This is a genomic window from Pseudoalteromonas sp. SG43-4, from assembly GCF_014164325.1.
Classification (GTDB): domain Bacteria; phylum Pseudomonadota; class Gammaproteobacteria; order Enterobacterales; family Alteromonadaceae; genus Pseudoalteromonas; species Pseudoalteromonas distincta.
Genome location: NZ_JACJFB010000002.1, coordinates 153,131 through 178,945, shown reverse-complemented (window position 1 = coordinate 178,945; position 25,815 = coordinate 153,131). Strand labels below are relative to the sequence as shown.

16 protein-coding genes and 1 tRNA gene are annotated in these 25,815 nt (G+C 37.9%); 7 read left to right on the top strand and 10 right to left on the bottom strand.

What is annotated here, in order from left to right; all coding sequences use genetic code 11:
• Positions 1-29: 29 nt before the first annotated feature.
• From rfbC to H5160_RS02755, 8 genes are all read right to left on the bottom strand, one after another.
• Positions 30-581: a dTDP-4-dehydrorhamnose 3,5-epimerase gene (gene rfbC, locus H5160_RS02790; RefSeq protein WP_182736663.1), complete on the bottom strand. Its 552-nt coding sequence runs from the start codon at positions 579-581 to the stop codon at positions 30-32.
• A 13-nt stretch (positions 582-594) separates the two neighbouring features.
• Positions 595-1,470, bottom strand: coding sequence for a dTDP-4-dehydrorhamnose reductase (rfbD, locus tag H5160_RS02785; protein WP_182736662.1), 876 nt, complete (start codon positions 1,468-1,470; stop codon positions 595-597).
• Complete coding sequence (gene rfbA, locus H5160_RS02780) at positions 1,470-2,342, bottom strand: glucose-1-phosphate thymidylyltransferase RfbA (RefSeq protein ID WP_182736660.1); 873 nt, start codon at positions 2,340-2,342, stop codon at positions 1,470-1,472. The genes rfbD and rfbA overlap by 1 nt, the downstream gene beginning before the upstream one ends.
• A gap of 15 nt (positions 2,343-2,357) precedes the next feature.
• The gene (gene rfbB / locus H5160_RS02775) at positions 2,358-3,431 is read right to left on the bottom strand and encodes a dTDP-glucose 4,6-dehydratase (protein WP_182736659.1); all 1,074 of its coding nucleotides are present in this window, start codon (positions 3,429-3,431) and stop codon (positions 2,358-2,360) included.
• A 35-nt stretch (positions 3,432-3,466) separates the two neighbouring features.
• The gene (locus H5160_RS02770) at positions 3,467-4,402 is read right to left on the bottom strand and encodes a Wzz/FepE/Etk N-terminal domain-containing protein (protein ID WP_182682501.1); all 936 of its coding nucleotides are present in this window, start codon (positions 4,400-4,402) and stop codon (positions 3,467-3,469) included.
• A 200-nt stretch (positions 4,403-4,602) separates the two neighbouring features.
• Positions 4,603-7,281, bottom strand: coding sequence for an SLBB domain-containing protein (locus H5160_RS02765; protein WP_182736657.1), 2,679 nt, complete (start codon positions 7,279-7,281; stop codon positions 4,603-4,605).
• A gap of 122 nt (positions 7,282-7,403) precedes the next feature.
• Positions 7,404-8,186, bottom strand: a complete 783-nt coding sequence (locus tag H5160_RS02760) for a YdiY family protein (RefSeq protein WP_024596589.1) — start codon at positions 8,184-8,186, stop codon at positions 7,404-7,406.
• Positions 8,187-8,372: 186 nt separating this feature from the next.
• The gene (locus tag H5160_RS02755; RefSeq protein WP_002958438.1) at positions 8,373-9,191 is read right to left on the bottom strand and encodes a mechanosensitive ion channel family protein; all 819 of its coding nucleotides are present in this window, start codon (positions 9,189-9,191) and stop codon (positions 8,373-8,375) included.
• Between the two features lie 284 nt (positions 9,192-9,475).
• Here H5160_RS02755 and H5160_RS02750 point away from each other — a divergent pair.
• From H5160_RS02750 to H5160_RS02720, 7 genes are all read left to right on the top strand, one after another.
• Positions 9,476-9,551, top strand: a tRNA-His gene (locus tag H5160_RS02750).
• Between the two features lie 569 nt (positions 9,552-10,120).
• A complete protein-coding gene (locus H5160_RS02745; RefSeq protein WP_182736655.1) occupies positions 10,121-11,446 on the top strand; it encodes a surface lipoprotein assembly modifier in 1,326 nt (441 codons plus the stop codon).
• Between the two features lie 12 nt (positions 11,447-11,458).
• A complete protein-coding gene (locus H5160_RS02740) occupies positions 11,459-12,580 on the top strand; it encodes a FecR domain-containing protein (RefSeq protein WP_182736654.1) in 1,122 nt (373 codons plus the stop codon).
• A gap of 39 nt (positions 12,581-12,619) precedes the next feature.
• Positions 12,620-18,784 (top strand): Ig-like domain-containing protein, encoded by a 6,165-nt coding sequence (locus H5160_RS02735; RefSeq protein ID WP_182736653.1) that lies wholly within the window; start codon positions 12,620-12,622, stop codon positions 18,782-18,784.
• A gap of 9 nt (positions 18,785-18,793) precedes the next feature.
• Positions 18,794-19,627 (top strand): MBL fold metallo-hydrolase, encoded by an 834-nt coding sequence (locus H5160_RS02730; protein WP_182736652.1) that lies wholly within the window; start codon positions 18,794-18,796, stop codon positions 19,625-19,627.
• Positions 19,628-19,641: 14 nt separating this feature from the next.
• Positions 19,642-21,867, top strand: a complete 2,226-nt coding sequence (locus tag H5160_RS02725; RefSeq protein ID WP_182736651.1) for a CHASE2 domain-containing protein — start codon at positions 19,642-19,644, stop codon at positions 21,865-21,867.
• Positions 21,839-23,500, top strand: coding sequence for an HD domain-containing phosphohydrolase (locus H5160_RS02720; protein ID WP_182720560.1), 1,662 nt, complete (start codon positions 21,839-21,841; stop codon positions 23,498-23,500). Before H5160_RS02725 ends, H5160_RS02720 begins: the two co-directional genes overlap by 29 nt.
• Positions 23,501-23,788: 288 nt before the next feature.
• On the opposite strand, the gene H5160_RS02715 is transcribed toward H5160_RS02720, so the two are convergent.
• A complete protein-coding gene (locus tag H5160_RS02715) occupies positions 23,789-25,216 on the bottom strand; it encodes an NAD-dependent succinate-semialdehyde dehydrogenase (RefSeq protein WP_182720559.1) in 1,428 nt (475 codons plus the stop codon).
• A gap of 252 nt (positions 25,217-25,468) precedes the next feature.
• On the bottom strand, positions 25,469-25,807 hold the full coding sequence (gene fdx / locus H5160_RS02710; RefSeq protein ID WP_002958430.1) for an ISC system 2Fe-2S type ferredoxin: 339 nt from the start codon (positions 25,805-25,807) through the stop codon (positions 25,469-25,471).
• Between the last annotated feature and the right edge of the window lie 8 nt (positions 25,808-25,815).

Here is a 25,815-nt window from a genome sequence, read left to right as displayed (position 1 = left end):
TTTAAAACAGCTCATTATCACCTTCTGCATCAATACGTTAAAGGTTTAATTTCAGATAAGCTTAGTGCATGTTTATCTTTTTCAGATAACATTGGTTCTCCATTAAACGGCCACTCTATAGCAAGCTCTTTATCATCCCATGCTAATGACACTTCTGATGCTGGATGGTAATAATTTGTGCACTTATAAACAAATTCGGCTTCTTCACTCGTTACATAAAAACCATGTGCAAACCCTTCAGGAACCCATAGCTGGCGTTTATTTTCTGCAGATAGGTAGACCCCTACCCATTGCCCAAATGTAGCGGAACTTTTACGTATATCAACTGCAACATCAAATACTTCGCCTGAAGTTACACGTACTAACTTACCTTGTGTATTTTCAGTTTGAAAATGTAAGCCGCGTAAAATGCCTTGCTTAGATTTAGAGTGGTTATCTTGCACAAAAGAGGTAGGCTTTTTAGTTACTAGTTCTTCAAACTTTTTCTGGCTCCACGTTTCCATAAAAAAGCCGCGTTCATCACCAAATACCGCAGGCTCTATAATTTTAACATCAGGGATGTTGGTATCGATTACTTTCATATTTTCAACCTACTTATTTATACTGTTGAATAGTGTTTAATGCGGCTTTCCAGTCACTCGGCTGTATAGAAAAATCTGTTGTTATTTTACTACAATCTAATTTTGAGTTAGCTGGACGTTTAGCTGGAGTTGGGTATTCTGAGGTTGAAATTGCATTGACTGTAACTGGTTTATAAACCTCTTGCTGTGATAGCGCTTTAGCAAAAATTTCTTTTGCAAACTCTTGCCAACTAACATGCGGATAACCTGAATAGTTATAAACACCAAATTTAGTACTACCCTGCTGTAGCTGTTGCGCTATGCTAACTATAGTTTTAGCTATATCACCTGCGTATGTAGGGCCACCAAATTGGTCACCCACTACACCGAGAGTGTTGCGTGTTTGCGCTAAACGTAGCATCGTTTTAACAAAGTTGTTCCCAAACTCGCTAAATACCCATGCTGTGCGCAAAATAATATGGGTATCGCACTCTTGTGCAACGCTTTGCTCACCTGCTAGCTTTGTTTGCCCGTAAACGCCTTGTGGATTTACTTCATCAGTCTCAGTATACAAACCCTCTTTATTGCCGGCAAAAACATAGTCAGTTGAAATATGAATAATCGCTGCGTTTACTTGTGCCGCTGCTTTGGCTAAGTTTTTAGGCCCAAGATTATTGATAGCATTTGCTAACTCAACCTCAGATTCAGCTTTATCAACCGCAGTGTATGCCGCAGCATTGATAATAACGCTCGGCTTATATTCATTCACTATTTTACTAACTTGTTCAGCATTAGTAATATCAAGTTCTTCACGGCTTAATGCCAAAAAGTTAATTTCCGTCATATTGCTTAACTGTGATACTAAACAGCTACCAACTTGACCGTTTTTACCGGTAATAAGTACTTTCATTATTTTGCCTCTGTCGCTAAGCGAGTCAGATATTGGCCGTATTCGTTTTTCATCATTGGCTTGGCTATTTCAAGCAATTGCTCTGTACTTAACCACTCGTTACGCCATGCGATTTCTTCAAGACATGCCACCTTTAAACCTTGAACATTTTCAATGGTTTGGACAAATGATGAAGCCTCATGAAGACTTTCATGGGTGCCTGTATCGAGCCATGCAAAACCACGCCCTAATAATTCAACATTGAGCGTCCCATCATTTAAATACATTTCGTTTAGTGTTGTTATTTCAAGCTCACCACGGTGAGAAGGTTTCACTTGCTTTGCTAGTTTAACTACACGATTATCGTAAAAGTATAGACCTGTAACGGCATAGTTAGACTTTGGCTTTTCAGGTTTTTCTTCTATAGAAATAGCTTTCATATTTTCGTCAAATTCAACTACACCAAAACGCTCTGGGTCTTTAACCTGATAGCCAAATACCGTAGCGCCTGTCTCTCTGCTAGCAGCACTTTTTAGAGTTTTACTAAACGATTGACCGTAGTAAATATTATCCCCAAGTACTAGGCATACATTATCGTTGCCAATAAACTCTTCACCTATTATAAATGCCTGTGCCAATCCATCCGGTGAAGGTTGTATTGCATAACTCAGATTTATGCCGTAATCACTACCATCGCCTAACAAACGTTTAAAGCTGTCGTTATCTTCTGGTGTGGTGATTATTAATATATCGCGAATTCCCGCTAACATCAGTGTAGATATTGGGTAATACACCATTGGCTTATCGTATACTGGTAATAACTGTTTTGATACTCCACGAGTAAGTGGATAAAGGCGAGTACCTGAACCACCTGCTAATATAATTCCTTTCATAAAATGCTCCTTTAATTATGAATTAATTTCGCCAAGGCGTTCACGTTGGTATGAACCATCTTGCACGTTTTTACACCATGACTGATTTGCTAAATACCATTCAATTGTTTTGCGTAGACCGGTCTCAAATGTTTCCAAAGGGGTCCAGTTTAGCTCTGAACTCATTTTAGATGAGTCAATAGCGTAGCGCCTATCGTGGCCTGGACGATCTGTTACATACGTGATTTGCTCAGCATACTTTGTGTCTTTTGGTACTAATGTATCTAAAATATTACAAATAGTTTGTACTACTTCAATATTTTGCTTTTCATTATGACCACCAATATTATAAGTTTCACCAATAGCACCCTCGGTAACTACTTTATAAAGTGCGCGAGCGTGATCTTCAACATAGAGCCAGTCGCGTATTTGGTCACCTTTACCATAAATAGGCAAATCTTTACCTTCTAGCGCATTAAGTATAACTAAAGGAATTAACTTCTCAGGGAAGTGGTAAGGACCATAATTATTTGAACAATTGGTGACTATTGTTGGAAAACCATAAGTACGTAGCCAAGCACGAACTAAGTGGTCACTCGATGCCTTGCTTGCCGAATAAGGACTACTTGGCGCATAAGATGTTTGCTCAGTAAATAAGGGCAGCACACCTTCTTGCTCATCTGGATGTGGTAAATCGCCATAAACTTCATCCGTTGAAATATGGTGGAATCTAAATTCTTCTTTCGCACCTATTTCTAAATTATTCCAGTAATTACGCGCGGCTTCCAATAAATTGTAAGTGCCAACGATATTGGTTTGGATGAAGTCACTTGGCCCTGTAATTGAGCGGTCTACATGGCTCTCTGCAGCTAAGTGCATTACAGCATCAGGTTTATGGGTGTTAAACACGCGATCAAGTTCCGCACGGTCACAAATATCAACCTGTTCAAAAAAGTATCGCTCACTCTCTTCAATCGATTTAAGCGACTCTAAATTACCTGCATAGGTAAGTTTATCTAAATTAATTATTGTGTCTTTTGTATTTTGTATTATGTGACGTACAACAGCTGAACCTATAAATCCAGCACCACCAGTTACAAGTATTTTCACTTTATTCTTCCTTCAATTCTATAAATAATGACTTATTAACGAGCGTTTTCTCTTATAAAATATCTAATAGTTATAAATACAACACTAAATATCCCACCTAAAAGAGCTCCTAAAATACATATCAAGGCCCGCTTAGGACCAGATTTAATTTCTGGTACTAAAGCTGGGTCTATAGTTTTAAATACGTATTCATCACGTACGTTAGCAAACATAATCGTCTTAGCTTGCTCTTCCACCAATTTGTAAAGTACTGCGCGAATATCAGCTATTTTTGTTTCTTTGAGCTGATTAGTCAGAAATACGGTGCTCTTATTGGCCTCTGAAACATCTCGCTCTTTCATTACTTGATTTATATCTTCAACTAACCAATTCACCCACTGCTGAGCAATATATGGCGATATAAACTCAGCCGATAACGTGATCATTCCACTTTCTTTATCTGTTTCAATCTTTACAATTTTACGGAACTCTTTATAAGCTTCTTGAAGAGAAGGTTTTGCTTTAAACGGAGGTGATACTTGTCTGACCCATTTACTATTTTTTTCTTCATAAAAAGAAGGTTTATATTTAATCTCATTACTCTGCGCATTCCATGATTCTGCTGCCATCAAGTCAGGCAATATGTCATGTTTTTGTATAAAGTTACCAATAAACTGACGTGACTTTAATATTTCAATAGCTAATTGAGTTTTATTATTTGTGCTTGAACCTAAGTTGACTCCAGCTAAACTTGCTAATCCACCAAATTGTCCTGCTAAACCACCAATCCCACCATTTTGAGGTTCCTCTGCAGGAGATAATAAGACTTCAGACTTATATGTATTTGGCTGATGTAAAGCATATGCAATTGATAAAACTGAAAACAAAAATACCCCAGTAATAATAATCCATTTACCCTTCCACAAGACACTTAGTAATTCTGTTAAATCTATCTCATCATTTGGAATATTTGAAGTTTCATTTTTTTGCATATTTTTACTTATTTAAAATTATTTACTAACCCTCTTAATGCATATTAAGAGGGTTAGTTATTTAATATTTGGTATGAATTAATATTTAAGATAATGCTACTAATAAACTTCTACTAGCTAACTTAAAATAATTTAATCATCATTTAATTCTTACAAATAAGAATGCCCAAACAAATTGTGAGGACACTTTATTTTAGATATTACAAACTACCAATCGCTGCAACTGCCACACCAAGCTGATAAAGAATCTGCGTTGCAGTACTCCAAAGCGTTAGCTTATCCATGTGTCCTGCATCCATTGGTATAACTATTGTGTCACCTGGTTCTAACTGGTCTGCATTATTTGCCGCGAACCAGCCACCTGTATTTGGTATTTTCACTGAACCATTGGCTTTAATAATGTAAATTCGATCTTCAGCGGCACGCTCTTTAAGGCCACCACTAAGCGCTATGTAATCATCGACACTAACACCAGATTTATATAGATGTGACGTTGAGTAGTTAACTTCACCAATTACACTAATTGAATCGCGCTTGCTTGGTACATAAAGTGTATCGCCATCTTGTAATACTAAATTTTGTTGGTTATTTACAATTAAAGGTAAATCAATTACTAAACGTCCTACGGCTTCAACACTAGCTAGGTCGTTTAACAGCATGTTCATTTCTTCATAAGAAAGTGTGTTGCTACTTACCGAGTTTTGGAAGCTTTTAGAAGCGATGTCACGGCGAAGTTCTGTAGATAAACGTGCTAATTGCTTTTCCTCTTGTTCTTTAATTGACGCACGAGTAAATATTGCAGCTTTTTGCTCTGCAAATTTTGAAAAACCACCTGCACGCTCAAGTAATTCAGTTAGCGTTTCACCGCGGCGTATAGTGTACGTACCAGGAAATTTAAGCTCGCCTTTTAATTCTACTTTTACGTTTTCTTGCCAATTTGGAATAGCGAATACGTTTATGCTGTCTTTGCTTTGTAACGTAATATTACTTTGAAGATCGCCCTTCATGGCGCTTTCAAGGTCAAATCTTAAGTGTTCTATTTTAGAACCATCGCTGGCTACAATACGTGTAATTTCAGCTTGTTTTACGTAGGCAGACTCCAGCAAGCCACCGGCTGCTGTTATTAAATCACTTACCTCACCACCAATCATTAGTGGATAAATACCAGGGAAAGTAACGTTCCCGCTAATCTCAACTAATTGCATAGCTTGCTGCACTGATGCTTGCTGCTTAAATTTAGCAATAATTGGCGCTAGTAAGTTATGGCGGCTAAATAATGCGAAATCTTCAGGTTTGAGTTCTTGGTCTTCTTCTTCTTTTGCTTTACGTTTAGAAATTTCAGCAATTGTTAGTATTTTATTGTCTTCAAGAACAAGCTCTTCGTCTTCTTGATTAACGCCAATATATTTTTCGAATTCTTTTTGCTCAAACTTATGCCATTGCTCTGCTTTTTGTTGCTGCTCTTGTTGCTCTTGGCTAAGAGCCATATTTGCTAGAGCTGATTGTTCTGCTTCTTTTTCTTCAAAACGGCTGAATACAACTATTTTGTCATTTGCTTGAAGCTGTATATTATTTTCAGAGTTTTTAATAATAGCTTGAGCAACATCGAACTGATGTGCTTCTATATCGCCGTTTATATTTATTTCGCGGATTACGAGCCCATAGCTTAAATCGGCTTGCGGTAGTAAATCACCACGTACTGATTTAAGTACATCTGAAATGCGCTTGCCTTGATGCCATTGATAATTACCTGGGCGTGCTACTGCACCAATTAAGCTAATTGAATTTTGATATTGCGAGCTAACTGAATTAAAGCGAATACGGTCGCCATCTTGTGGGATATAATTAATTTGTGGTTTTGAAAAATCGACCGAGAGTACTTCTTTACGATCGAAATTAAAGCGCTCTACAATTGCGCTTTTAGCGTATGCATTGGGTTTAAGGCCTCCGGCCATCGCTAATAACTGCTTAGCAGACTCACCTTTTTTAAGTTCAAAAATAGCGGGACGTTTAACTGCACCTTCAACTGTTACTTGAGCGCCAACTGATGGAATAAATACAGCATCGCCCGGTTTTAATACGATGTCGTTGCTGCTATCGCCATTAATAAGTAAATCGTAAAGGTCAAAATTTGCTACAACCTTGCCTGCGCGTTTAACTTGAATATTACGAAGAGAAGCAATATCAGACACGCCACCGCTTACAAATAATGCGTGCGAAACGGTTGTTAATGATGAAACACTGTAGCTACCAGGCTTGTAAGCCTCTCCTAGCACTAAGATACGCATGCTACGAAGCTGACCAAGCGATACAAACGCTTTTACACCTATTACCTCTTGCTCTACTTTTACTTTTACTAATTCTTTAATTTCAGCAAAGGTCAAACCGGCCACTTCTACAGGGCTTAAATCTGGAATACTAATACGTCCTTCACGGTCAACTATGACTTCAAAACTGTCACTTTCTTTGCCATAAAAGTTTATTTTTAATTCATCGCCAGGGCCCACAATATATGTATCTGGTACTGCGGCATTTTCGCTTGGCATAAATGTAGTTGGTTCACCTGCAAACAATTCGTAACCATATGGCTTTAATTCGTCTGTTTTTGGTTTAAAGCGCTCTTCATCTGTAAGCTTTTCTTTTTCGGGTTCTGCGCGCTCACCAATACTATTTTGTTGCTGTGTATTATTTTGATTATTAGATTGGTTTGTACCAGTGATCGTTGATATGTCAACACCATACTGTTTTGCGAGGGCTTCTTGTTGAGCTTTCGGTAACTTTTTAAATTGCTCAATTTGAGACGCTGTTGGCGTAAAAGCCAAAGCACTAAAACTACAAAGTAGAATAAAAGCACTAATTAATTGTGTAAAAACTTTCACGAGTAGGTATATCCCTAGGTCTACAACCAAAATTGGCCGCTATAATACCTTAATTTTAGGCAAATAAAAAAGGGACTTTCGTCCCTTTTGTCACTTTAGTGTAATTAACTTAACTACATTGGTTAAAAACTGTAAACCAACGTGAATGACGTTTCAGTGTCAGTGCTTTCTTTGTCGTCAGCAACATCTGAGTTGTTAGTGACATTAAAAGCGACTTTCATTTGTAACGAGCCGTTTATTTTTGCAAGTAATGCAGTTTCAGAACGAGTTTTAGTGTTTGTATCACCGTACTCAACAGCAACTAATTGAGTAAAACGTGCATTCTCAGAAATTTGCCAGTTGTAATCTAACTTACCTAAGGCAATTACTTCGCCTTCAAATTCACCAGCAAGAGAGTTACCGTTGTCATCAACTTCAGTGCTGTCATCTGGGTATTCAAAGTATTTATAACCAGGACCAATTTCAGCACTTAACCACATAGTTTTTTCGTTTAATAAACGTAAACCGTAACCTGCAGAAATTACTGACTCACTTCTATACGCTCCAAAATAATCTGAAACGTGTGAACCATAAATGAATAAATGAGAATGATCTTCATTTAATTTGTAATTACCTTGTGCAGAAATTGAATACTTTTCGTTAGTGCGCTGCTTGTTTTTGTCACCATTTGCATCTTCAACTTCATCTTCTTTGTAGATGCCGTCTAGCTTGTATTCGTTGTTCCAGTGTTCAAGATTGTGCTGAACTTTGATGCCACCTTTAAGTGTGGTCGTTTCTGTATTACCACTTGTGACAATAGCACCTAATTCACTGGTAACTTCCCATGTTCTTTGTTCTGCGTCTGCAGCAAATGCGTTTGTTGCAGCAGAAGCCGCAACTAAAACTGATAAAAGCTTTAATTTCATTAAAAAATAACCTTTGTATAAATGTACATCTATTTTATTAAAGCATTACTTGTTGGAGCAAGCTAAACAGCTAAGTAATAATGTAAAAAATTTTCATGCAGCAAATACCGCATGAAAATTTTATGTTTAATAGCTCTTTAGCACTATAACAATTAAAGATAACTTTAATTAAATAACTATTTAAAATTAGTCTTGCTTGTGAAAGTGAACATCCATTTGTGGAAATGGGATAGTAATATCTGCATCATCTAATGCGATTTTAATATTTTCCATTAATGACCAGTAAGTCGGCCAATAATCAGCAGCGTTAACCCAAGGACGAACAATAAAGTTAACACTTGAATCGCCTAACTCATTTACAGATACATTATAAGCTGGATCTTTAAGTATGCGTGTTTCTGCATCTAATACAGATTTTAATACTTCTTTTGCGTGACGTAAATCAGCATCGTAGCCAACACCAATAACTAAATCGATACGACGAGTAGACTCTCGTGAGAAGTTAGTAATAGCACCAGACATTATTTGAGAGTTTGGTACGATAATTACTTTATTATCTGGAGTACGTAGTTCAGTTGAGAATATTTCGATTTTTTTAACTGTACCCATTTTATTACCTGCTTCAACAAAGTCACCAGACTTAAATGGACGAAGTAAAATAATAAGTACGCCTGATGCGAAGTTAGATAATGAACCTTGTAATGCTAAACCAACAGCTAAACCGGCAGCACCTAAAATAGCAATGAACGAAGTTGTTTCAATGCCAATTTGCGAAAGTGCCATTAAAATAGTTACAGCAAATACAAGTGTGTACACAATACTTGAAACAAATGAACCGACAGCTTTATCTACTTTCTTTTTAGCAAAACCTTTTTCAGTTAAGTTAGAACAAAACTTAGCAACACGACTACCAAGTAAAAAGATAACAAGCGCAACAACTGCTTGTATACCGTAGTGTAAAATTAGGCCTGAGTTATCGTTAAGCCAATTAAGTACTGAATCCATATTTACTCCAAATGTTTTTTATTAAGCGTTTTCGGGCATTATTATACATTAATTTACAATTTATTCTCATGAAATAATGAATTAATACTATTAAATGCAGGTATATTCTATTTTTTAGAGGCAATTATGCGATAAAACATAGCCTACTTTGAAAAAATATTAACCACTAAATACTAATTATATTTGCCTGATTTAAATTATTTTAATTTATTTCACTTTTGGGCTTCACAACAATTATTATTTTATGTATTATGCGCGCCACACCAAACAAGGTGTGTGTAGTGGCGGTTGTAGCTCAGTTGGTAGAGCCCCGGATTGTGATTCCGGTTGTCGCGGGTTCAAGCCCCGTCAATCGCCCCACTTTTTTCCTAGTAAGCCTTCATATTTATACCCTATCTTTACTCTGTAATATAAACTCTAATACCTCCTAATATATTAACCTTGCAACACAATTATTAATACTCTAGTTAAACCCACTAATTTACAAATCTCGCGCTGCGATTAAATCATCCCTAGATAAAAAATTTCAATCCACAAAGATCAACACGCCCTAATTAGTAATAATATTTAATAAACAAGTATTTAATACCAATTCGCTTAATTAAGTGATCTATTTTGAGGATGGAAAAACATGTTGATAGCTTGGCAAAAAATTCGCTATTTAGTTGTTCTCGGCAATTGCTCCTGCATTGCTCTACCTTCTGCATCCATGCAGTCGTAAATGAGAATTTTTTAACACAGGCAGCGGCACGTTTAGCCCCGCAAAATGATTAAGTATTATCGCGGATTGGTATAACTCGTTACTTATCTACAATTAATTAACCAATGTGACTGTATTAACTATACTTAGCTACAAAAAGTGGTAGGTTTCTAATGTTGGCATCACTTTTTACTAAACATCAAACTTCTACTGGGATATAAAATTAAGCATGATTAAACAGGTTTTAGGAAATTTACTTTGTAGTTGTTTAGCTGTAATGAGCTTTAACTCATTGGCTCAAAGCAATGATGAATACAATAAGCTATTGATTGAGCTTCAAAAATTAGTTTCTGAAAAAAAATACACTCAGGCTTATCAAAAAAGTAATAGTGAATATCAGTACCTAGGCGAACCCGTATACGACTTTTTATTAGGGGTCAGTGCACTTAAAACAGGGCATGCGGCGCCAGCTGTATTTGCCTTTGAGCGCGTGGTTGAAAATAATCCTAGATGGTATGAAGCTCGCTTGTACTTAGTTCGTGCTTATTTAACAGTTAATAATTTACCTGCTGCCGATACTCAAGCTTTAATACTAATTAACTCACCTGACACACCTAATAATATAAAGTCTTCAGCACAGTCATTGCTAGAAACTGCAGCACTTAAGCAACAAGAGGCTGGACGCTCTTATAAACAAAATATTGAGCTTGCCCTTGGCGTAGATGGCAACGTAAACGCAGGTACTGCAGAAAATACGATTATAATTCCTAATATTGGTGAGTTTTTGTTATCGCCAGAAAGTAAAAGTACGCAGGACAACTATGCACGACTTAATTACAGAGGAAAGTACTCTCACCCTATTGATCAAAAAAGCTTAATCACTTTAAGTATTGATACCGGGTGGTACAAGTTTGAAGAACTCAGTCAATACGATCGTATAAATGCGCACATTAATGCCGCCTATCAATATAAACAAAATGACATAAGTTGGTTTGCACGAGTTGCTACCACTCCGTTGATGCTTGATGGCGAACTTTATCGTACTGAATCAGCTTTAACGGCCGGAGCTAATTTTACGCTAAATAAACAAGTTAATTTATTTAGCTCTTTGACTGCGGGTGTTTTAAACAATAGATTTGATGAAAAGCTCGATAACTCATTTTATGCGATGAATGCAGGTGCTAGCTATGCAGCTAAAAATTGGTTTCAAAGCTTAAGCATTAACGCTAAAAGCGAGGAAGCGGACATTACTGAAGGTGAATTTAATAGCCGTAATATTACGAGCTTGTACTACCAAGTGAACACTCAGTTGGCTCAACATTGGCAGTTGTTATCTCTTGCTGGATACCAATGGATTAATTATAAAGATGATCACCCTTTATTTTTACAAGAACGTGCCGATAACCTCTTTATGTTCTCAACTTCTGTTCGCTACTTAGTTAATCGCGATTTAGCCATACAGTTGGCTGCCAACTATCAAGATAAATCCAGTAATATTTCTTTATTCGAATATGACCGTTTAGATATCAATTTAAGCGCTTCTTACTCATTTTAATTTAAGGTATTTATGAAACATTTACTCCCTGTAATTACCACTTTACTTTGTGTAAGTTTTTATACACAAGCAAACGACCCTGCTGGTAAAACTATTTTAGCACGAGGCTCTGTACTCGCGGTTGATGGAAGCAATGAACAACAACGACAATTGCAGCGCAGAGATACTGTTTTTGGCGTAGATCGCATTACGACTGGAGAGAAAAGCAAAGCGCAATTTTCGATGTTGGATGGTGGTTTAATAGCCTTAAAAGAAAACTCAGAATTAAATATTGCTAACTACGAATTTAATGACAATACCCAACAGGGCTCTGCTTCTATTGAGTTACTTAAAGGCGGTTTGCGCTCTATTTCCGGCGTAATTAAAAAAAATGGCGGCTCTTATAGTGTAAAAACTCCCGTAGGCTCTATTGGTATACGCGGAACGCATTTTGAAGTTCAGCTGGTTAAAGGCGATGTATTTTTAGCGGTATGGGATGGCGCAATAGATTTAACGTTAGAAAATAATAACGTGGTTTCTTTGGGTGATAACGAAGCATTTTCGTTTGCACAAATTACAGCCACTGGTGAAGTATTTAAAACGACACGTGCGGCACGTGTGTTTGTTCAAAATATAGTAGCAATTGACTCTAAAGACGACAACGAAGAAGAAACTGAGCAAGCATCGGTAACTGAAGTTGAAGTAAATGCTTTTGAAGCAGATACAGGTGTCATGGATATATATTCTGAACAACAATTTCAAACTGTTAGCAGCGCATCTTTAGTCGATCAAATAGCTCAGCGCCAAGGTGTATTTAACTATGAGGCATCAAGCTTTAATGTAAATTCGAGTGTGGGTGCTGTTACTGACTTTGCTATGACTATGGCAGTTGATTTTGATAATGGCACCGTACCTGATGGCGAAATTAGTTTTAATGACGCCGGTGGAAATTGGTATGCAGCTTACAGCGGCTTAATAAATTTAAGCGAACTTGAGCTGGCCGTTACATTTGCATCCCATGGTAACAATAAAGCCGAGGGCGATGTTGATGCAATATTTTTGAATGACCTAGACAATATTACTGGCAACTTTAATCTTAACGAAATAAATAATCCTGATGTAAATGCTAGCGGTTCTTTTAAATTAGAACCATAAACACATTGGATACAAAGCTTTTATTATGGAGTATTTAAAATGACAGCAAAAAATTTATTTTTGCTTGGTTCTATGGTGTTTTTGTTAAGTGCCTGTGGAGGCTCAGAAGAAAGCCCTACTCAAGAGACAATACAATCACCTACGGCTGAAGTAGTACCGCCAACGGTGACTAGCTATATAAATTTGGCTGGTGTTATAGCGAGTAATCAAACCAAGAGTACAAAAGTTTTAGGTGCTGTCACTTCAAGTAGAGGAGTTGTTGGAGCAAGTTTAGCAAATACTCGCGCTAATATTGTTTTCTCACAAACAAACGACACCGTACAAGGTAATGTTTCTTTTTTACTTGAAGCTTCGGATACTGATGGCATTGCTGAAGTTAATTTAGTACTCCCTAGCGTTAATAAAAGCATATCACTTTGTTCTTCTGATTGTGGTGTTGGCTACGAAAAGTCAATTATAGGCCTCAGCCCTGCACTTTATGGCGTAATTCCTGGGGAAATACGTCTCGAAATATGGATAACTGACACTTTAAATAATCAAGTACTTGCTGATGCAATCACTTTTAACTGGCAACCATATCAAATTGAAGGTGTTACAGCACAACGAGACGAAGATAATATTAATCTTTCGTGGCAAGCCAACCCCGAACTTAATCGTTACAACGTTTATATTGCAACTCAAGCTGGAGTCTCATCTACTAATATTAATGAATTAGAGAACGGGCAACAATTTTTAAGTATTCAAAATACTGCATTAAGCATTACCGAGTCACTTACAGATAAAAGTTACCAAGTACTTATTATCGGTGTTGATGGCAGTGGTGAAAGTGGTTTTGCTAATATAATAAACATAGCACCAGTGGGTGGAGAGCTTGCATTTGCACCAGAGGCAAATGTCGATCAGTTTCAAATAAATGAAGATCAAACTCTGCAAGGTAACGTGCTAACAAATGATACGAATCAATACAGTGGTGATTTACGTGTAAATGCAGATGCATTAATTCTACCGCAGCATGGCACTCTTAATATAAATGAAAAAGGGGATTTTACTTATATCCCTATTGCAAACTTTAATGGTGAAGATGCCTTTAGCTATCAAGTTGCTAACGAGCTAGGTATGACAGATACCGCAGTTGTAGAGATAACCATTTTAGCTGTTAACGACGCTCCTATTGCGCTTGATAATACTTACAGCGTTACAAACAATGGAACCTTAGTTGTCCTATCGCCAGGCTTACTTATAAACGATAGCGATATAGACTTAGATGACTTAACTGTTGATACAACGCCGGTTAGCGAACCAACAAGAGGACAATTAACCCTTTTTGATAATGGTGGCTTTGAATACCAAGGCGAGCAAAATATGCAAGGCCAAGACAGCTTTCAGTATAGAGTTGTTGATGCACAAGGTGCTCAGGCTATTGCAAATGTAACCATTGTAAGCTCAAACACTAACGTAGCCCCTATTACAAAAAATGATAGCTATAGTTTAAGCGAAGATGAAACACTTGTGGTTACAGCAGCCAATGGTGTGCTTAGTAACGATAATGACCCAAATAATGACAGTTTTTCAGTTGATGAAACGTTTATGGTGGCACCAACACATGGCCAACTATTATTAGCAACTGATGGCAGCTTTAGTTATGTGCCGGATGCTAATTTTAATGGTGTTGATCAATTTCAATACCAAGCTATAGACTCATTAGGTGCAACCTCTACAGCCACCGTAACTTTAGTAATAAACAGCGAACCCGATAACCCTGTTGCACAAAATGATGCCTATCAATTTAACAAAAACAAACTATTTGAAGTAACAGTACAAAATGGCTTGTTAATTAACGACTTTAATATTGAGGCTGGCGATTTATCAGTTAATACCACGGCAATTAATGCAACTCAAAATGGCGAACTTACATTAAATGCTGATGGCTCGTTTACCTATCAGCCAGACTTAGGTTTTATTGGTGTAGATAGCTTTACCTATTCAATTTCAAATGAGCAAGGCTTAACTGCAACAGCTCAAGTAACCTTAAGTGAAAGCGGCGTTAATACTTTTCCAGAAGCCAATGACGATCAATATACGTTAGACGAAGACAGCTCTGCATCTTTATTAGATGTGCTAGCTAACGACACTGATGCAGATGGCGATACAATTACTATTTCTAATATAGAAAATACTGCTGGTGAAGCGACTATTGTCGCCGGAAAAATACAGTTTACTCCACCAGCAAATTTTTCAGGTGAGATAGTACTAACTTACACCATTACTGATGGTTATAGCACTGGTAATGAAGGTATAAACGACAGAACAGCAAGTGTGACGATTACCATTACACCTGTTAATGATGCCCCTACTGCAAATGCTGATTCAGTAACGATGAACGAAGATGCTCCTGCGTTATTAGTTAACGTATTAGCTAACGACTCCGACATTGATGGCGATACTCTTGTGATAACAGCTGCTACTGCAGATATAGGTTCTGCATCTGTTGTTGATAATAAAATCCAATATACGCCTACTGCTAATACAAATGGAACAGCAATTATTAACTACACAATAAATGATGGGAACGGCGGTACTGCAACTACTAACTTAACAATTACTATTACTCCCGTAAACGATGCTCCAATAGCAAACGCAGACTCAGCTACAATAGATGAAGATGCAGCGCCAATACTAATAAATGTATTAGCAAATGACTCAGACGTGGATGGCGACAGCCTTGCCATAAGCGCAGCATCAGCTGATATTGGCTCTGTATCAGTGGTTGGCAATCAAATTCAATACACACCGGCAGCAGACAACAACGGCTTAGCAACAGTTAGTTATACCGTTAGTGATAATAATGGTGGAACAAATACTGCCACGGTCGCTATTACGATAACTGCCGTGAATGATGTACCTGTTGCCAATAACGATACCGCTACTATGGCTGAAAATGCAGCGCCAATACTGATAAACGTATTAGCCAATGACTCAGATGAAGATGGCGACAGCCTTACCATAAGCGCAGTCTCAGCTGATATTGGCTCAGCCTCAGTAGTTGGCAATCAAATTCAATATACCCCAGCTGCGAATACCAATGGACTCGCCACGGTAACTTATACTGTAAGTGATAATAATGGTGGAACCAATACAGCCACAGTCGCCGTTACGATAACTGCCGTGAATGATGCACCTGTTGCTAATAACGATACTGCAACTATGGCTGAAGATGCAGCACCAATACTGATAAACGTATTAGCAAATGATACTGACTCTGATGGAGACAGCTTGGTGATCTATTCAGCCTCAGCTGATATTGGCTCAGCCTCAGTAGTTGGCGATCAAATTCAATATACCCCAGCTGCGAATACCAATGGACTCGCCACGGTAACTTATACTGTAAGTGATAATAATGGTGGAACCAATACAGCCACAGTCGCTATTACCATAACTGAGGTTAACGATGCACCTGTAGCATCGGTTCAAAGTTTTAGTATTAGTGAAAATGCTACAGATGGCGACATCATTGGGACTGTTAGCGCGTCAGATATTGAGAACCAGACCTTAACTTATAGTTTAACTGGCGGTGACACTGCTTCATTTGAAATTAATAGTAGCTCTGGTGTTTTATCAACCGTAGGTGAAAGCCCATTTGATTTTGAAACAACTAATCAATATATCTTAAATGTGACTATAACTGATGATGGCACACCTAATGAAAGTTCAAACGTTAACATAACCGTTAATATTACTGATGAAGTTGAACTTCTTATTCCAACTGAAGATGTGACATTTGGCCGCCCAATTACAGGAGAGCTTGATCTTTCGAACATTTTTTCTGGTGGTGAGTTTAAAGACAGTATTGAGCTTAATGGCAACCTATATTTTGTTGGTTTTACCAACAATGCTGATAAAGACCTTCTTATTGTCTCTTACTCAAATAATGGTGATATAAATACTGCCTTTAATAACACCGGCACTAAAATACTCGATTTAGATCAAGATGAGGAAGCCACAGCTATTATTTCTGACGGTACAGATCTTTTCATTGCCTATTCGAGTTTTGATGGCACCCATAATGAAGCTTGTATACTTAAAATGGATCTCGCTGGAACGTTAAGCACTGGTTCGGATGATGACGATGATGATGACGACGGTGAAAGTGGCGCAGGTATTCAGTGTACAACGCTTAATAGTACTACCGTTATTAATGACCTTGAAATTGATGACGATAAAATACTGGCTGTAGGTAAACACTTTGATGGGACTCAAAACGATAGCCTATGGATACATTACAAAAAATCAGATCTAGATTTTGAGAATTCTACTCCAGCTATTGTCGATGTTAGCGGCGCTAATCGAGATGATGAAGGCTTTGCAATTAAGAACTTTGATAAATCCGACTACTTAGTTGTAGGGACTGTTACCAGTGCAGAGGGAACAAAAGACTCTCTAATTCGTTATTTAAAATCTGATGGCGATAATGACAATAACTTTAATGGTGGCGCAGCACTAATAATTGATATATCAGATAATAATAAAGACGACGAACTTTTTGCTGTAGGCGGAGTTATTGATTCTGAATTTACTGCCTTCGCAGGTGGATATGTAACAAGAACCAGCGGTGAAAAAGAAGCGGTAGTATTAGCTATTAATAAAGATGGGGAGCTGATCACCACCTTTGGTAATGCTGGTATAGCAATTTATGATATTGATGGTAATGGTGGAAATGGCAATGGCGGCGCTAAAATTACAGGTATTAAACACGAGCCTAGTAACAATGGCATTAGTTTGTCGGGGACGACTGGCGTATCAGCCTCAGAAAAATTATTTTCAGCACGGATTAATAATCAAGGTACTTTAGATAGTGCCTATGGCACCTCCGGCATTAATATAATTGATGGTATAAGTGGTAAGCAATTTGCCAACACTTTAGCTATCGACCCTAATGACACTATTTGGGTAGCTGGTGTTAATGATGATTCAAGTACAAAACCGTTTATTGCAGCAATAGATAGTCAAGCCACATTATTTAGTAACTTTGAAACCAGTGGTTACTCTACCTTTAATAATTTAGTAGATGCGACTAACGATGAATCAATGAACGTTTTACAACTTAGCAATGGCCCTAATGTTGGTAAGTACATTCTTGCATCAACGGCTAAATCGGACTCAGTTACTAAGTTAGTATTAACACGTTTTACGAGTGCGGGTGATATCGATACTAGCTTTAGCGAAAGTGGCCATAAAGAAATCGCCATAGATTTGAGTAAGTCGCGTGTTGCTTTAACCGAGCAAAGCGACGGCAATTTAGTTATTACAGGCTCTAAAAATAGTGAAAATGGTGAAGCGGGCTTTGTAGCTAAAGTTGATCAGTCTGGTAATTTAGACACTTCATTTGCAACAGATGGTGTATATACAACTTCTGTCAGTGGCGCAGAATTGGTAAACCTGACAGGTATTGCACTTGATAATAGCGGTAACATTATTACTGTTGGGTCAATCGTAATAAGTGGCACTCCTAGCCCAATCGTTATAATGTTGACGCCAGAAGGTACCCTTGAGCCTAACTTTGGCACTGGCGGAAGTATCATAGGCTCAGCTTTTGAGTACTATAACCGCGTACATACCGACAATGCAGATATTTTCATTGGTGGTAAGTCAGTATTAAGTGGCACTTCAAAGCTAATCGCATTGAAGTTGAGCTCAAACGGTACTGAGGTCTTTAAATATGTAGGTGAAGAAACTACAGATACCGACAATAAAATAGTGCAGATTTTAACTGACACAACGGGTAAGTTATATTTAATAGCAAACCTTATTGATTCGCCAAATAAAGCCAATGTTATTAGGTTGCTTGTTACGGGTACGCTTGATACTAGCTTTGCCGTAAACGGTGTCGGTGAATATACTTTGGCCTCAACCGGTAACACTGAGCTAAGTGGTGCAGCGCTAGATAGCAGCAATCAACTTATTTTAGCAGGCAAGGCTAACAATAAAGGAATGTTAGCGCGCATTTTAACTGACGGTACTTTAGATAATACGTTTGGAGCCAGTGGTGCCGGATTTTATGAAGCGAGCCAATGTGTCAGTACGCATGTGTTTACTTCAATCATTCTGCAAAATGATACCCAAGTTGTTGTAAGTACCACCTGTAATGACACTAACTCTAACAATGTTAGTATTTCTAAATTCAATTTTGAAGCAGATGGAGCTTAGCCTTAAATTATGAAAGTTGAATTTTTTGGTGTTAGAGGCTCGATGCCTTCAGCTGGAAGTAATACACACATTTTTGGGGGAAATACCTCATGTGTGTACATTGAACAAAACAACGGTAAAGATCTTATTTTAGACTCTGGTACCGGTATTGTAGAACTCGGTACACGTTTACTAGAAACACAAAGTCCTATCAATATTTTGCTAACGCACAATCATTGGGATCATATTCAAGGGTTTCCTTTTTTTAAACCTATCTACCAGCCCAACCGCAATATAACCATTGTAGCTGGCAACGTTGATGATAAAAAAAGCCAAGATGCCATATTAAAGCAAATGAGTGGTTCGTACTTTCCTGTGTGTTATCAGGATTTACCTGCCAATATTACGCTTAATACTGATTTATCGTCTCAAAAGCAATTTACACTTAACGGTTTTTTGGTTTCTACTGCTCCACTGAATCACCCTGGTGGCGGTACTGCTTATTGCATTAAAGCAGATGAAAAAAAGATAGCTTACGTTACCGACAATGAGCTAAACCCACCAGACAAGCTAAACACAAGTATTTGCGAATGGAGTAATTTTATTGAAGGCGCTGATTTACTAATTCACGATGCTCAATTTATAGATGCAGACTTGCCTCTTAAGCATGGTTGGGGTCATAGCACCATAGATCAGGTTGCTGAGCTTGCTATAAAAGCGAATATTAAAAATGTGATTATTATTAGCCACGATCCATCAAGAACCGATGAACAGTTAGTCTCTATAGAAAAGTATTTACACACGCAGTACGCTCAACAGGTAAAAATAGAATGCGGCCGAGAAGGACGAGTTTTTGATTTTTAGTCTATCAAGGAGCGTTGCTCATTAGCTTCTTAAAACCCATTACCTCAAAGCACTTTTTTATTGGCGCTGTTATTACATTATTAATTGCATCAATAGAGTTATTTTCAACTGGGTCGCTTGCAAAGTTAGTTAACCGTGTAGAAGGTATAATATACGACTCTCGATTATTACTGACGCTTTCAGAGACGCCTAGGCGCATAGATGAAACCGTTGTAATAATTGATATCGATGAAAAGAGCATGCAAGAACAAGGACGCTTTCCTTGGAGTCGCTCAAAATTAGCAGACCTTGTTACAAAGCTTAGTGATGCAGGTGTTATTGTTATTGCATTCGATATATTTTTTTCTGAACAGGAAGAAAACCCTGTTACAAAAATTATGTCTGAGATTCCTGATTTATCAAAAAAGTACACCATCCCCTTTGCTGAAATTACTAAACAAGTCGATGCAGACACAAAACTAGCAAGCGCATTATCTAAAAATGATACTGTTCTTGGTTTTTTACTAATTGATGAACAACTGACTAATCAAAACTTGCCAGCTAAAAACAGTGTTGTATGGGCAAGCGAAGAGCACACTAATTCACAAATAAACCAGTTTCCTGGTGCTATTGTAAATATTCCACAGTTACAAAATGCTGCAACGGGCACCGGCTTTATTAATGCACATATTGACGAAGATGGCTTTATACGTAAAGCAGCTCTTATAAATCGAGTTGGCGATAAGCTTTATCCTTCTTTAGCACTTGAAGTTGCTCGACTTTATACCCTTGCTGAAAACATAGAAACCCGTTCCAATAGGTTAGATGGTATAACCTTATTCGAAGGTATAATGTTTCAAGATAAGTGGATTCAAACTGATGAGTATGGGCAAATATTAATTCCTTACAAAGGGCGTGCGCATAGCTTCCCCTATTATTCGGCTACCGATATTTTGACCAAAAAAATTGGTTTAGATGAATTAGAAGGCACAGTAGCCTTTATTGGTACTTCCGCCGTAGGGCTTGCTGATTTAAGATCAACACCTGTTGGTTTGCAATACCCGGGTGTGGAGGTTCATGCCAATATATTTGAAGGGTTAATGCACCCAGAGCTACTGCCATCTAAACCTAATTGGTCACAGGGAGCAAGCTTACTCATCATTGCATTGACGGGTTGCGTACTGTCGTTTTTTAGCCACGCTAAGAGCGCACGTTTTATTATTGTTTTGTCTCTTACAGTCACAAGTGTCGTTATATTTTTAAACGTTTATTTATGGTCAGTACAAAAAATTAGTTTACCTTTATTAATGCCTCTTTTACTTATCATTATATTAGCCGGTTATTACATCATTGTAGGCTCTATCGCTGAAATGAAACACAGCCGAAAAATAAAATCTATGTTTGACCAATATGTTCCTCCTGAGCGAATAAACCAAATGATACTTCAAGGTAAAAGTTTATCTCAAAAAAGTGAGCGAAAAAATATGACGGTGTTGTTTGCCGACATTCGTAGTTTCACTTCACTATCAGAAAGTATGTCGCCTCATCAGTTAAGTGAATATTTAAACGAATATCTTACAGCTATTACCAAAATCATATTTGATCATCACGGAACTATTGATAAGTACGTAGGCGATATGGTGATGGCATTTTGGAATGCCCCACTGAAAGATGAAAACCACGCTCGCCATGGTGTTGAAGCCGCAATGTCTATGATCAACGGGTTAACGAAAATAAATCAGTTATTTGCAGAAAACAACCAGCCTGCAATAAAAATAGGTATCGGTTTAAGTACTGGCGACATGAATGTAGGTGATATGGGTTCGGTTTATCGTAAAGCCTATACAGTTCTTGGTGATACTGTTAATTTAGGTGCTAGAGTAGAAAGCTTGACCAAATTTTATGGCGTAGCTATTCTTGTTACAGAAGAGACGATGAAAAAATGCCCTCATATTTCATTTCGTTTAATAGATAAAGTGCAAGTTGTTGGTAAAACAGCCGCTGTACAGTTGTTTGAACCTATAAACTTTACAGATAAGCTCGATGAAGAGCAGTTAAATGAAGTTAAAAAGTCGCAGCAGGCCATGACGCTTTTTTATAATAAAAACTGGCCACAAGCACTTAGCTTATTTAAAGAACTACGCAGTACAACCGTATTTAGCCCCAACATTTATGCCATTTTTATTGAACGTATTAAGGGCACTGATTTGCAAACACTAGCTAAGGATTGGAATGGTGCCTTCAAACATACTCAAAAGTAGTAAACATATGCGACAGCACATTAAAGACAAAACAAATCTTCAGCACTTTATCGATATTAGCATTAGACTAACAACCGAAAAAAACTCGTCTAAGTTACTTGATGAAATACTGCAAGTTGTAATGTCGATAGCACATTCTGATGCTGGCAGCATTTACTCTATTACCCCAAACAAACAACTCAAGTTTGAAACGGTAATAAACAAGTCATTAAATCTTTATTTAGGTGGCACGTTAGGTGGTCCTGTTGATTTTCCTAATATAGATCTTTTTATTGATGGCAAACCAAATGACACTGCTATTGTTGCGCATTCTGTTAATACAGGGGAAGTGATTAACATTCCTGACGTGTATGATGCCTTGCCTTTTGATATGAGCGCTGCACGCAAAATGGATGCACGCACGGGTTATCGTTCTGAGTCCATGCTAACAATTCCTTTAAAAGATCATGGAGATGACATTATTGGCGTAATCCAGCTTATAAATGTAAAAGATGCGCAAAATAAAAACATTCCTTTTAGTGAAGAGCTCGTCACTCTAATTCGATCTTTTGCCTCTTTAGGCGCTATTTCGCTAACTAACTCAACACTAATTAAGGGAATGGAAGATCTCTTTTCGACCTTTGCTGAAACAATTGCGATGGCAATAGATGAAAAGTCTCCTCATACCGGTGGCCATTGTAAACGAGTGCCAGCACTCACGTTAATGCTAGCTGATGCCGTTAATGATATAAATAAAGGTCCTTTGGCTTCATTTTCGATGACTGAAGCTGACCGACATGAGCTTGATATAGCTGGCTGGTTACATGACTGTGGGAAAATAGCGACCCCAGATCACATCATGGAAAAGTCGACAAAACTAGAAACTATTTTTGATCGAATAAAATATGTAGATGCTAAATTTGAAATAATTAGCCGAGATTTAAAAATAGCGTATCAGCAAAAGATCATCTGTTCGATGAAGCTGCAAAAACCTATCGAAGTTCAACAATTTGAACGCCTACTTGATACCGAGCTTAAACAGTTGGCATTAGACCGTGCATTATTACAGCGTGTGAATGTAGGGGGCGAGTTTTTAGGTGATGCAGAACTTGAGCACATTGAACGCATTGCAAACAAATACCAACTCGTTATTAATGATATTAATACACCATTGCTCTCAGCTGATGAAGTTGAAAACTTAACAATACGAAGAGGCACGCTAACCGAAGCCGAACGTGAAGTAATGAAGCGTCATATGGATGTAACTAAAAATATTTTAGATGCCCTGCCGTTTCCTAAACACTTAAGCAATGTTACTGAATATGCTTTAGGTCATCATGAAAAACTTGATGGTACTGGTTACCCAAGAGGTTTAACCAAAGAGCAAATGTCGGTGCCTGCAAGGTTAATGGCTATTACGGATATTTTTGAAGCGCTATCTGCAGTAGACAGACCCTACAAAAAAGCAAAACCGGTCAGTGAGTGTTTATTTATTTTAGGGTCAATGGTTGCTAAAAACCATCTTGATGGTGATATTTTTGCTATTTTTATTGAGTCAGAGGTTTATAAAAATTATATCAACGAGTATGCAGATCCAGAGCAGTTAGATGAGATAGATTTTGATAATTTACCCGGTTACACACCTATAAGTTAGCACCTATAAGCCATGCCTTTATTCAAAATGCGCTTATTACAGTCTATAACTATTCAAACAAAAAAATGCCACCATACGGTGGCATTTACACACGGGGTTATTTCTACTTATAGAAATCCTTTTACTTTTTATTTGTTTTTTTATGTTGTTTTATTAACAAAAAATATGGCTCCAAAGGTAGCATTTAGTGCTCTGTGTAGCAACAGTAAAAGATAAAGTTCATATATCTGCCATATTAACGTCATAAAAAAGCGCGAAGTAAATTCGCGCTCATAAACTTAACGGGCGTTATATTTTAATACACACGTACTTTTCTTCTAAGTACTCATCAAGCCCTTGATGACCGCCTTCTCGGCCTAAACCAGATTGCTTAACACCACCAAATGGCGCTACTGGGTTTGATATAACACCTTCATTAACGCCGACCATACCAAATTCAAGCCCTTCACTAACTCGGTAAATTTGCTTAATATTTTGGCTGTAAAAGTAGGCCGCTAGACCAAATGGTACATCGTTAGCAAGTGCAAGCACTTCACTTTCTTCATCAAAAGGAATAACCGTTAATACCGGACCAAATACCTCTTCGTGATAAATATCCATTTCTGTGGTGACATTGTTTACTATTAATGGATTTTGAAAGCTGCCACCTAAGTCACTATTATCGCCAATCAGCGTCGCGCCTTTATCGAGTGCGTCTTGTACTAACTGCTGTACTTTCTCTTTGGCTTTAGGGTAAATAAGCGGACCAATATCAACCCCGTCTTCAAAACCATTTGCCACTTTTAACGCTGCAACCTTAGGCGTGATTTTTGACAGTACTTTGTCGAGAATATTACGTTGTATAAAAATACGGTTTGCAGCAACACATGCCTGCCCACTATTTCTAAATTTAGCCGCCATTAGCCCTTCAATAGCTTCATCTAAGTCGGCATTATCAAAAATAATAAAAGGCGCATTACCGCCAAGCTCCATCGAGGTGCGTTTAATTGTGTCTGCACATTGCGATAGCAACTGCTTACCAACACCGGTAGAACCGGTAAATGTAAACTTACGCACGACTTCTGAGTCAGTCAGCATTTTACCTACTGTTTTGGCATCTCGAGAAACCAGTACATTAAATGCACCTTTAACAAAACCAGCTTGATCGGCTAGATGAGCAAGCGCAATAGCACAAAGTGGCGTGTGTTCAGAAGGTTTAAGTATAAAGCTACAGCCCGCAGCGTAAGCTGGCGCTACTTTACGAGTAACCATAGCAATAGGAAAGTTCCACGGCGTTATACCAGCTACAACACCGACAGGCTGCTTAAAGCTAGTTAAACGATGCGAGTCATCTGTTGGCGGAATTACATCTCCGTAACTACGTTTGGCTTCTTCTGCAAACCATTTGATAAAACCTGCACCGTAATCAATCTCACCAAGAGATTCTTTGAGTGGCTTGCCTTGCTCTTTGGTCATTAGCTCTGCAAGTGTTTGCTTGTGTTTTATTACTAGCTCATACCAGCGCATCAAGGTTTCGCTTCGCTCAGTGGCATTCGTCGTTTTTAACTTAACAAAAGCCCCTTGAGCTGCGGTTATTGCGCTATTTACACCCTGCTCGTCAATATCGCTTACTTCAACAATACTTTTTTCGGTAGCGGGATCGTTAACGCTAAAGCGCGTATCAGTTTTATAAAATTCGCCGTTAATAAATGAGTCAGAAAAAATAAGATTACTCAAAATAAACCTCCAAAATTACGTTTTAAGGTGTTAGCTTTTAATGCGTAGCATAGAGCCAAGGCTAACATTTTAGGATCTTTGCTCACGTGAGAAGCGCAGCTTCTATATTTATAACCTAGAGTTAAAACACATAACGCCAGCAAGCTTTGCGTCTACAAAATAACATACGAGCTTTGCTTGTCACGCCTACAATTCACAAACAAAAAAGCCGCTGTATCAAACAGCGGCTTTTAATATATACATCGTTAAAAACTAGTGCTCTTCATTAACGATATTGAGATTGTACTTAGGTATTTCAACCACTAGGTCTTCATCTCTTATAATTGCTTGGCAACCAAGGCGTGACTCAGGCTCTAAGCCCCATGCTTTATCTAGCATGTCGTCTTCTAGCTCATCACTTTCTTCAAGTGAGTCAAATCCTTCACGAATCACTAAGTGACACGTAGTACATGCACAAGACTTTTCACAAGCATGCGCAATGCTAATACCATTTTTAAGCGCAGCGTCGAGTACCGTTTGACCTGTAGGAGCTTCAATTGCAGCGCCGTCAGGACATAATTCAGGATGTGGAAGAAAAACAATTTGTGGCATTCTAATCT

Excerpts from the sequence above, each read along its gene's own strand:
- rfbC (WP_182736663.1), bottom strand. The coding sequence starts at position 581 with ATGAAAGTAATCGATACCAACATCCCTGATGTTAAAATTATAGAGCCT.
- rfbD (WP_182736662.1), bottom strand. The coding sequence starts at position 1,470 with ATGAAAGTACTTATTACCGGTAAAAACGGTCAAGTTGGTAGCTGTTTA.
- rfbA (WP_182736660.1), bottom strand. The coding sequence starts at position 2,342 with ATGAAAGGAATTATATTAGCAGGTGGTTCAGGTACTCGCCTTTATCCA.
- H5160_RS02770 (WP_182682501.1), bottom strand. The coding sequence starts at position 4,402 with ATGCAAAAAAATGAAACTTCAAATATTCCAAATGATGAGATAGATTTA.
- H5160_RS02760 (WP_024596589.1), bottom strand. The coding sequence starts at position 8,186 with ATGAAATTAAAGCTTTTATCAGTTTTAGTTGCGGCTTCTGCTGCAACA.
- H5160_RS02755 (WP_002958438.1), bottom strand. The coding sequence starts at position 9,191 with ATGGATTCAGTACTTAATTGGCTTAACGATAACTCAGGCCTAATTTTA.
- H5160_RS02745 (WP_182736655.1), top strand. The coding sequence starts at position 10,121 with ATGATTAAACAGGTTTTAGGAAATTTACTTTGTAGTTGTTTAGCTGTA.
- H5160_RS02740 (WP_182736654.1), top strand. The coding sequence starts at position 11,459 with ATGAAACATTTACTCCCTGTAATTACCACTTTACTTTGTGTAAGTTTT.
- H5160_RS02735 (WP_182736653.1), top strand. The coding sequence starts at position 12,620 with ATGACAGCAAAAAATTTATTTTTGCTTGGTTCTATGGTGTTTTTGTTA.
- H5160_RS02730 (WP_182736652.1), top strand. The coding sequence starts at position 18,794 with ATGAAAGTTGAATTTTTTGGTGTTAGAGGCTCGATGCCTTCAGCTGGA.
- H5160_RS02720 (WP_182720560.1), top strand. The coding sequence starts at position 21,839 with ATGGTGCCTTCAAACATACTCAAAAGTAGTAAACATATGCGACAGCAC.
- fdx (WP_002958430.1), bottom strand. The coding sequence starts at position 25,807 with ATGCCACAAATTGTTTTTCTTCCACATCCTGAATTATGTCCTGACGGC.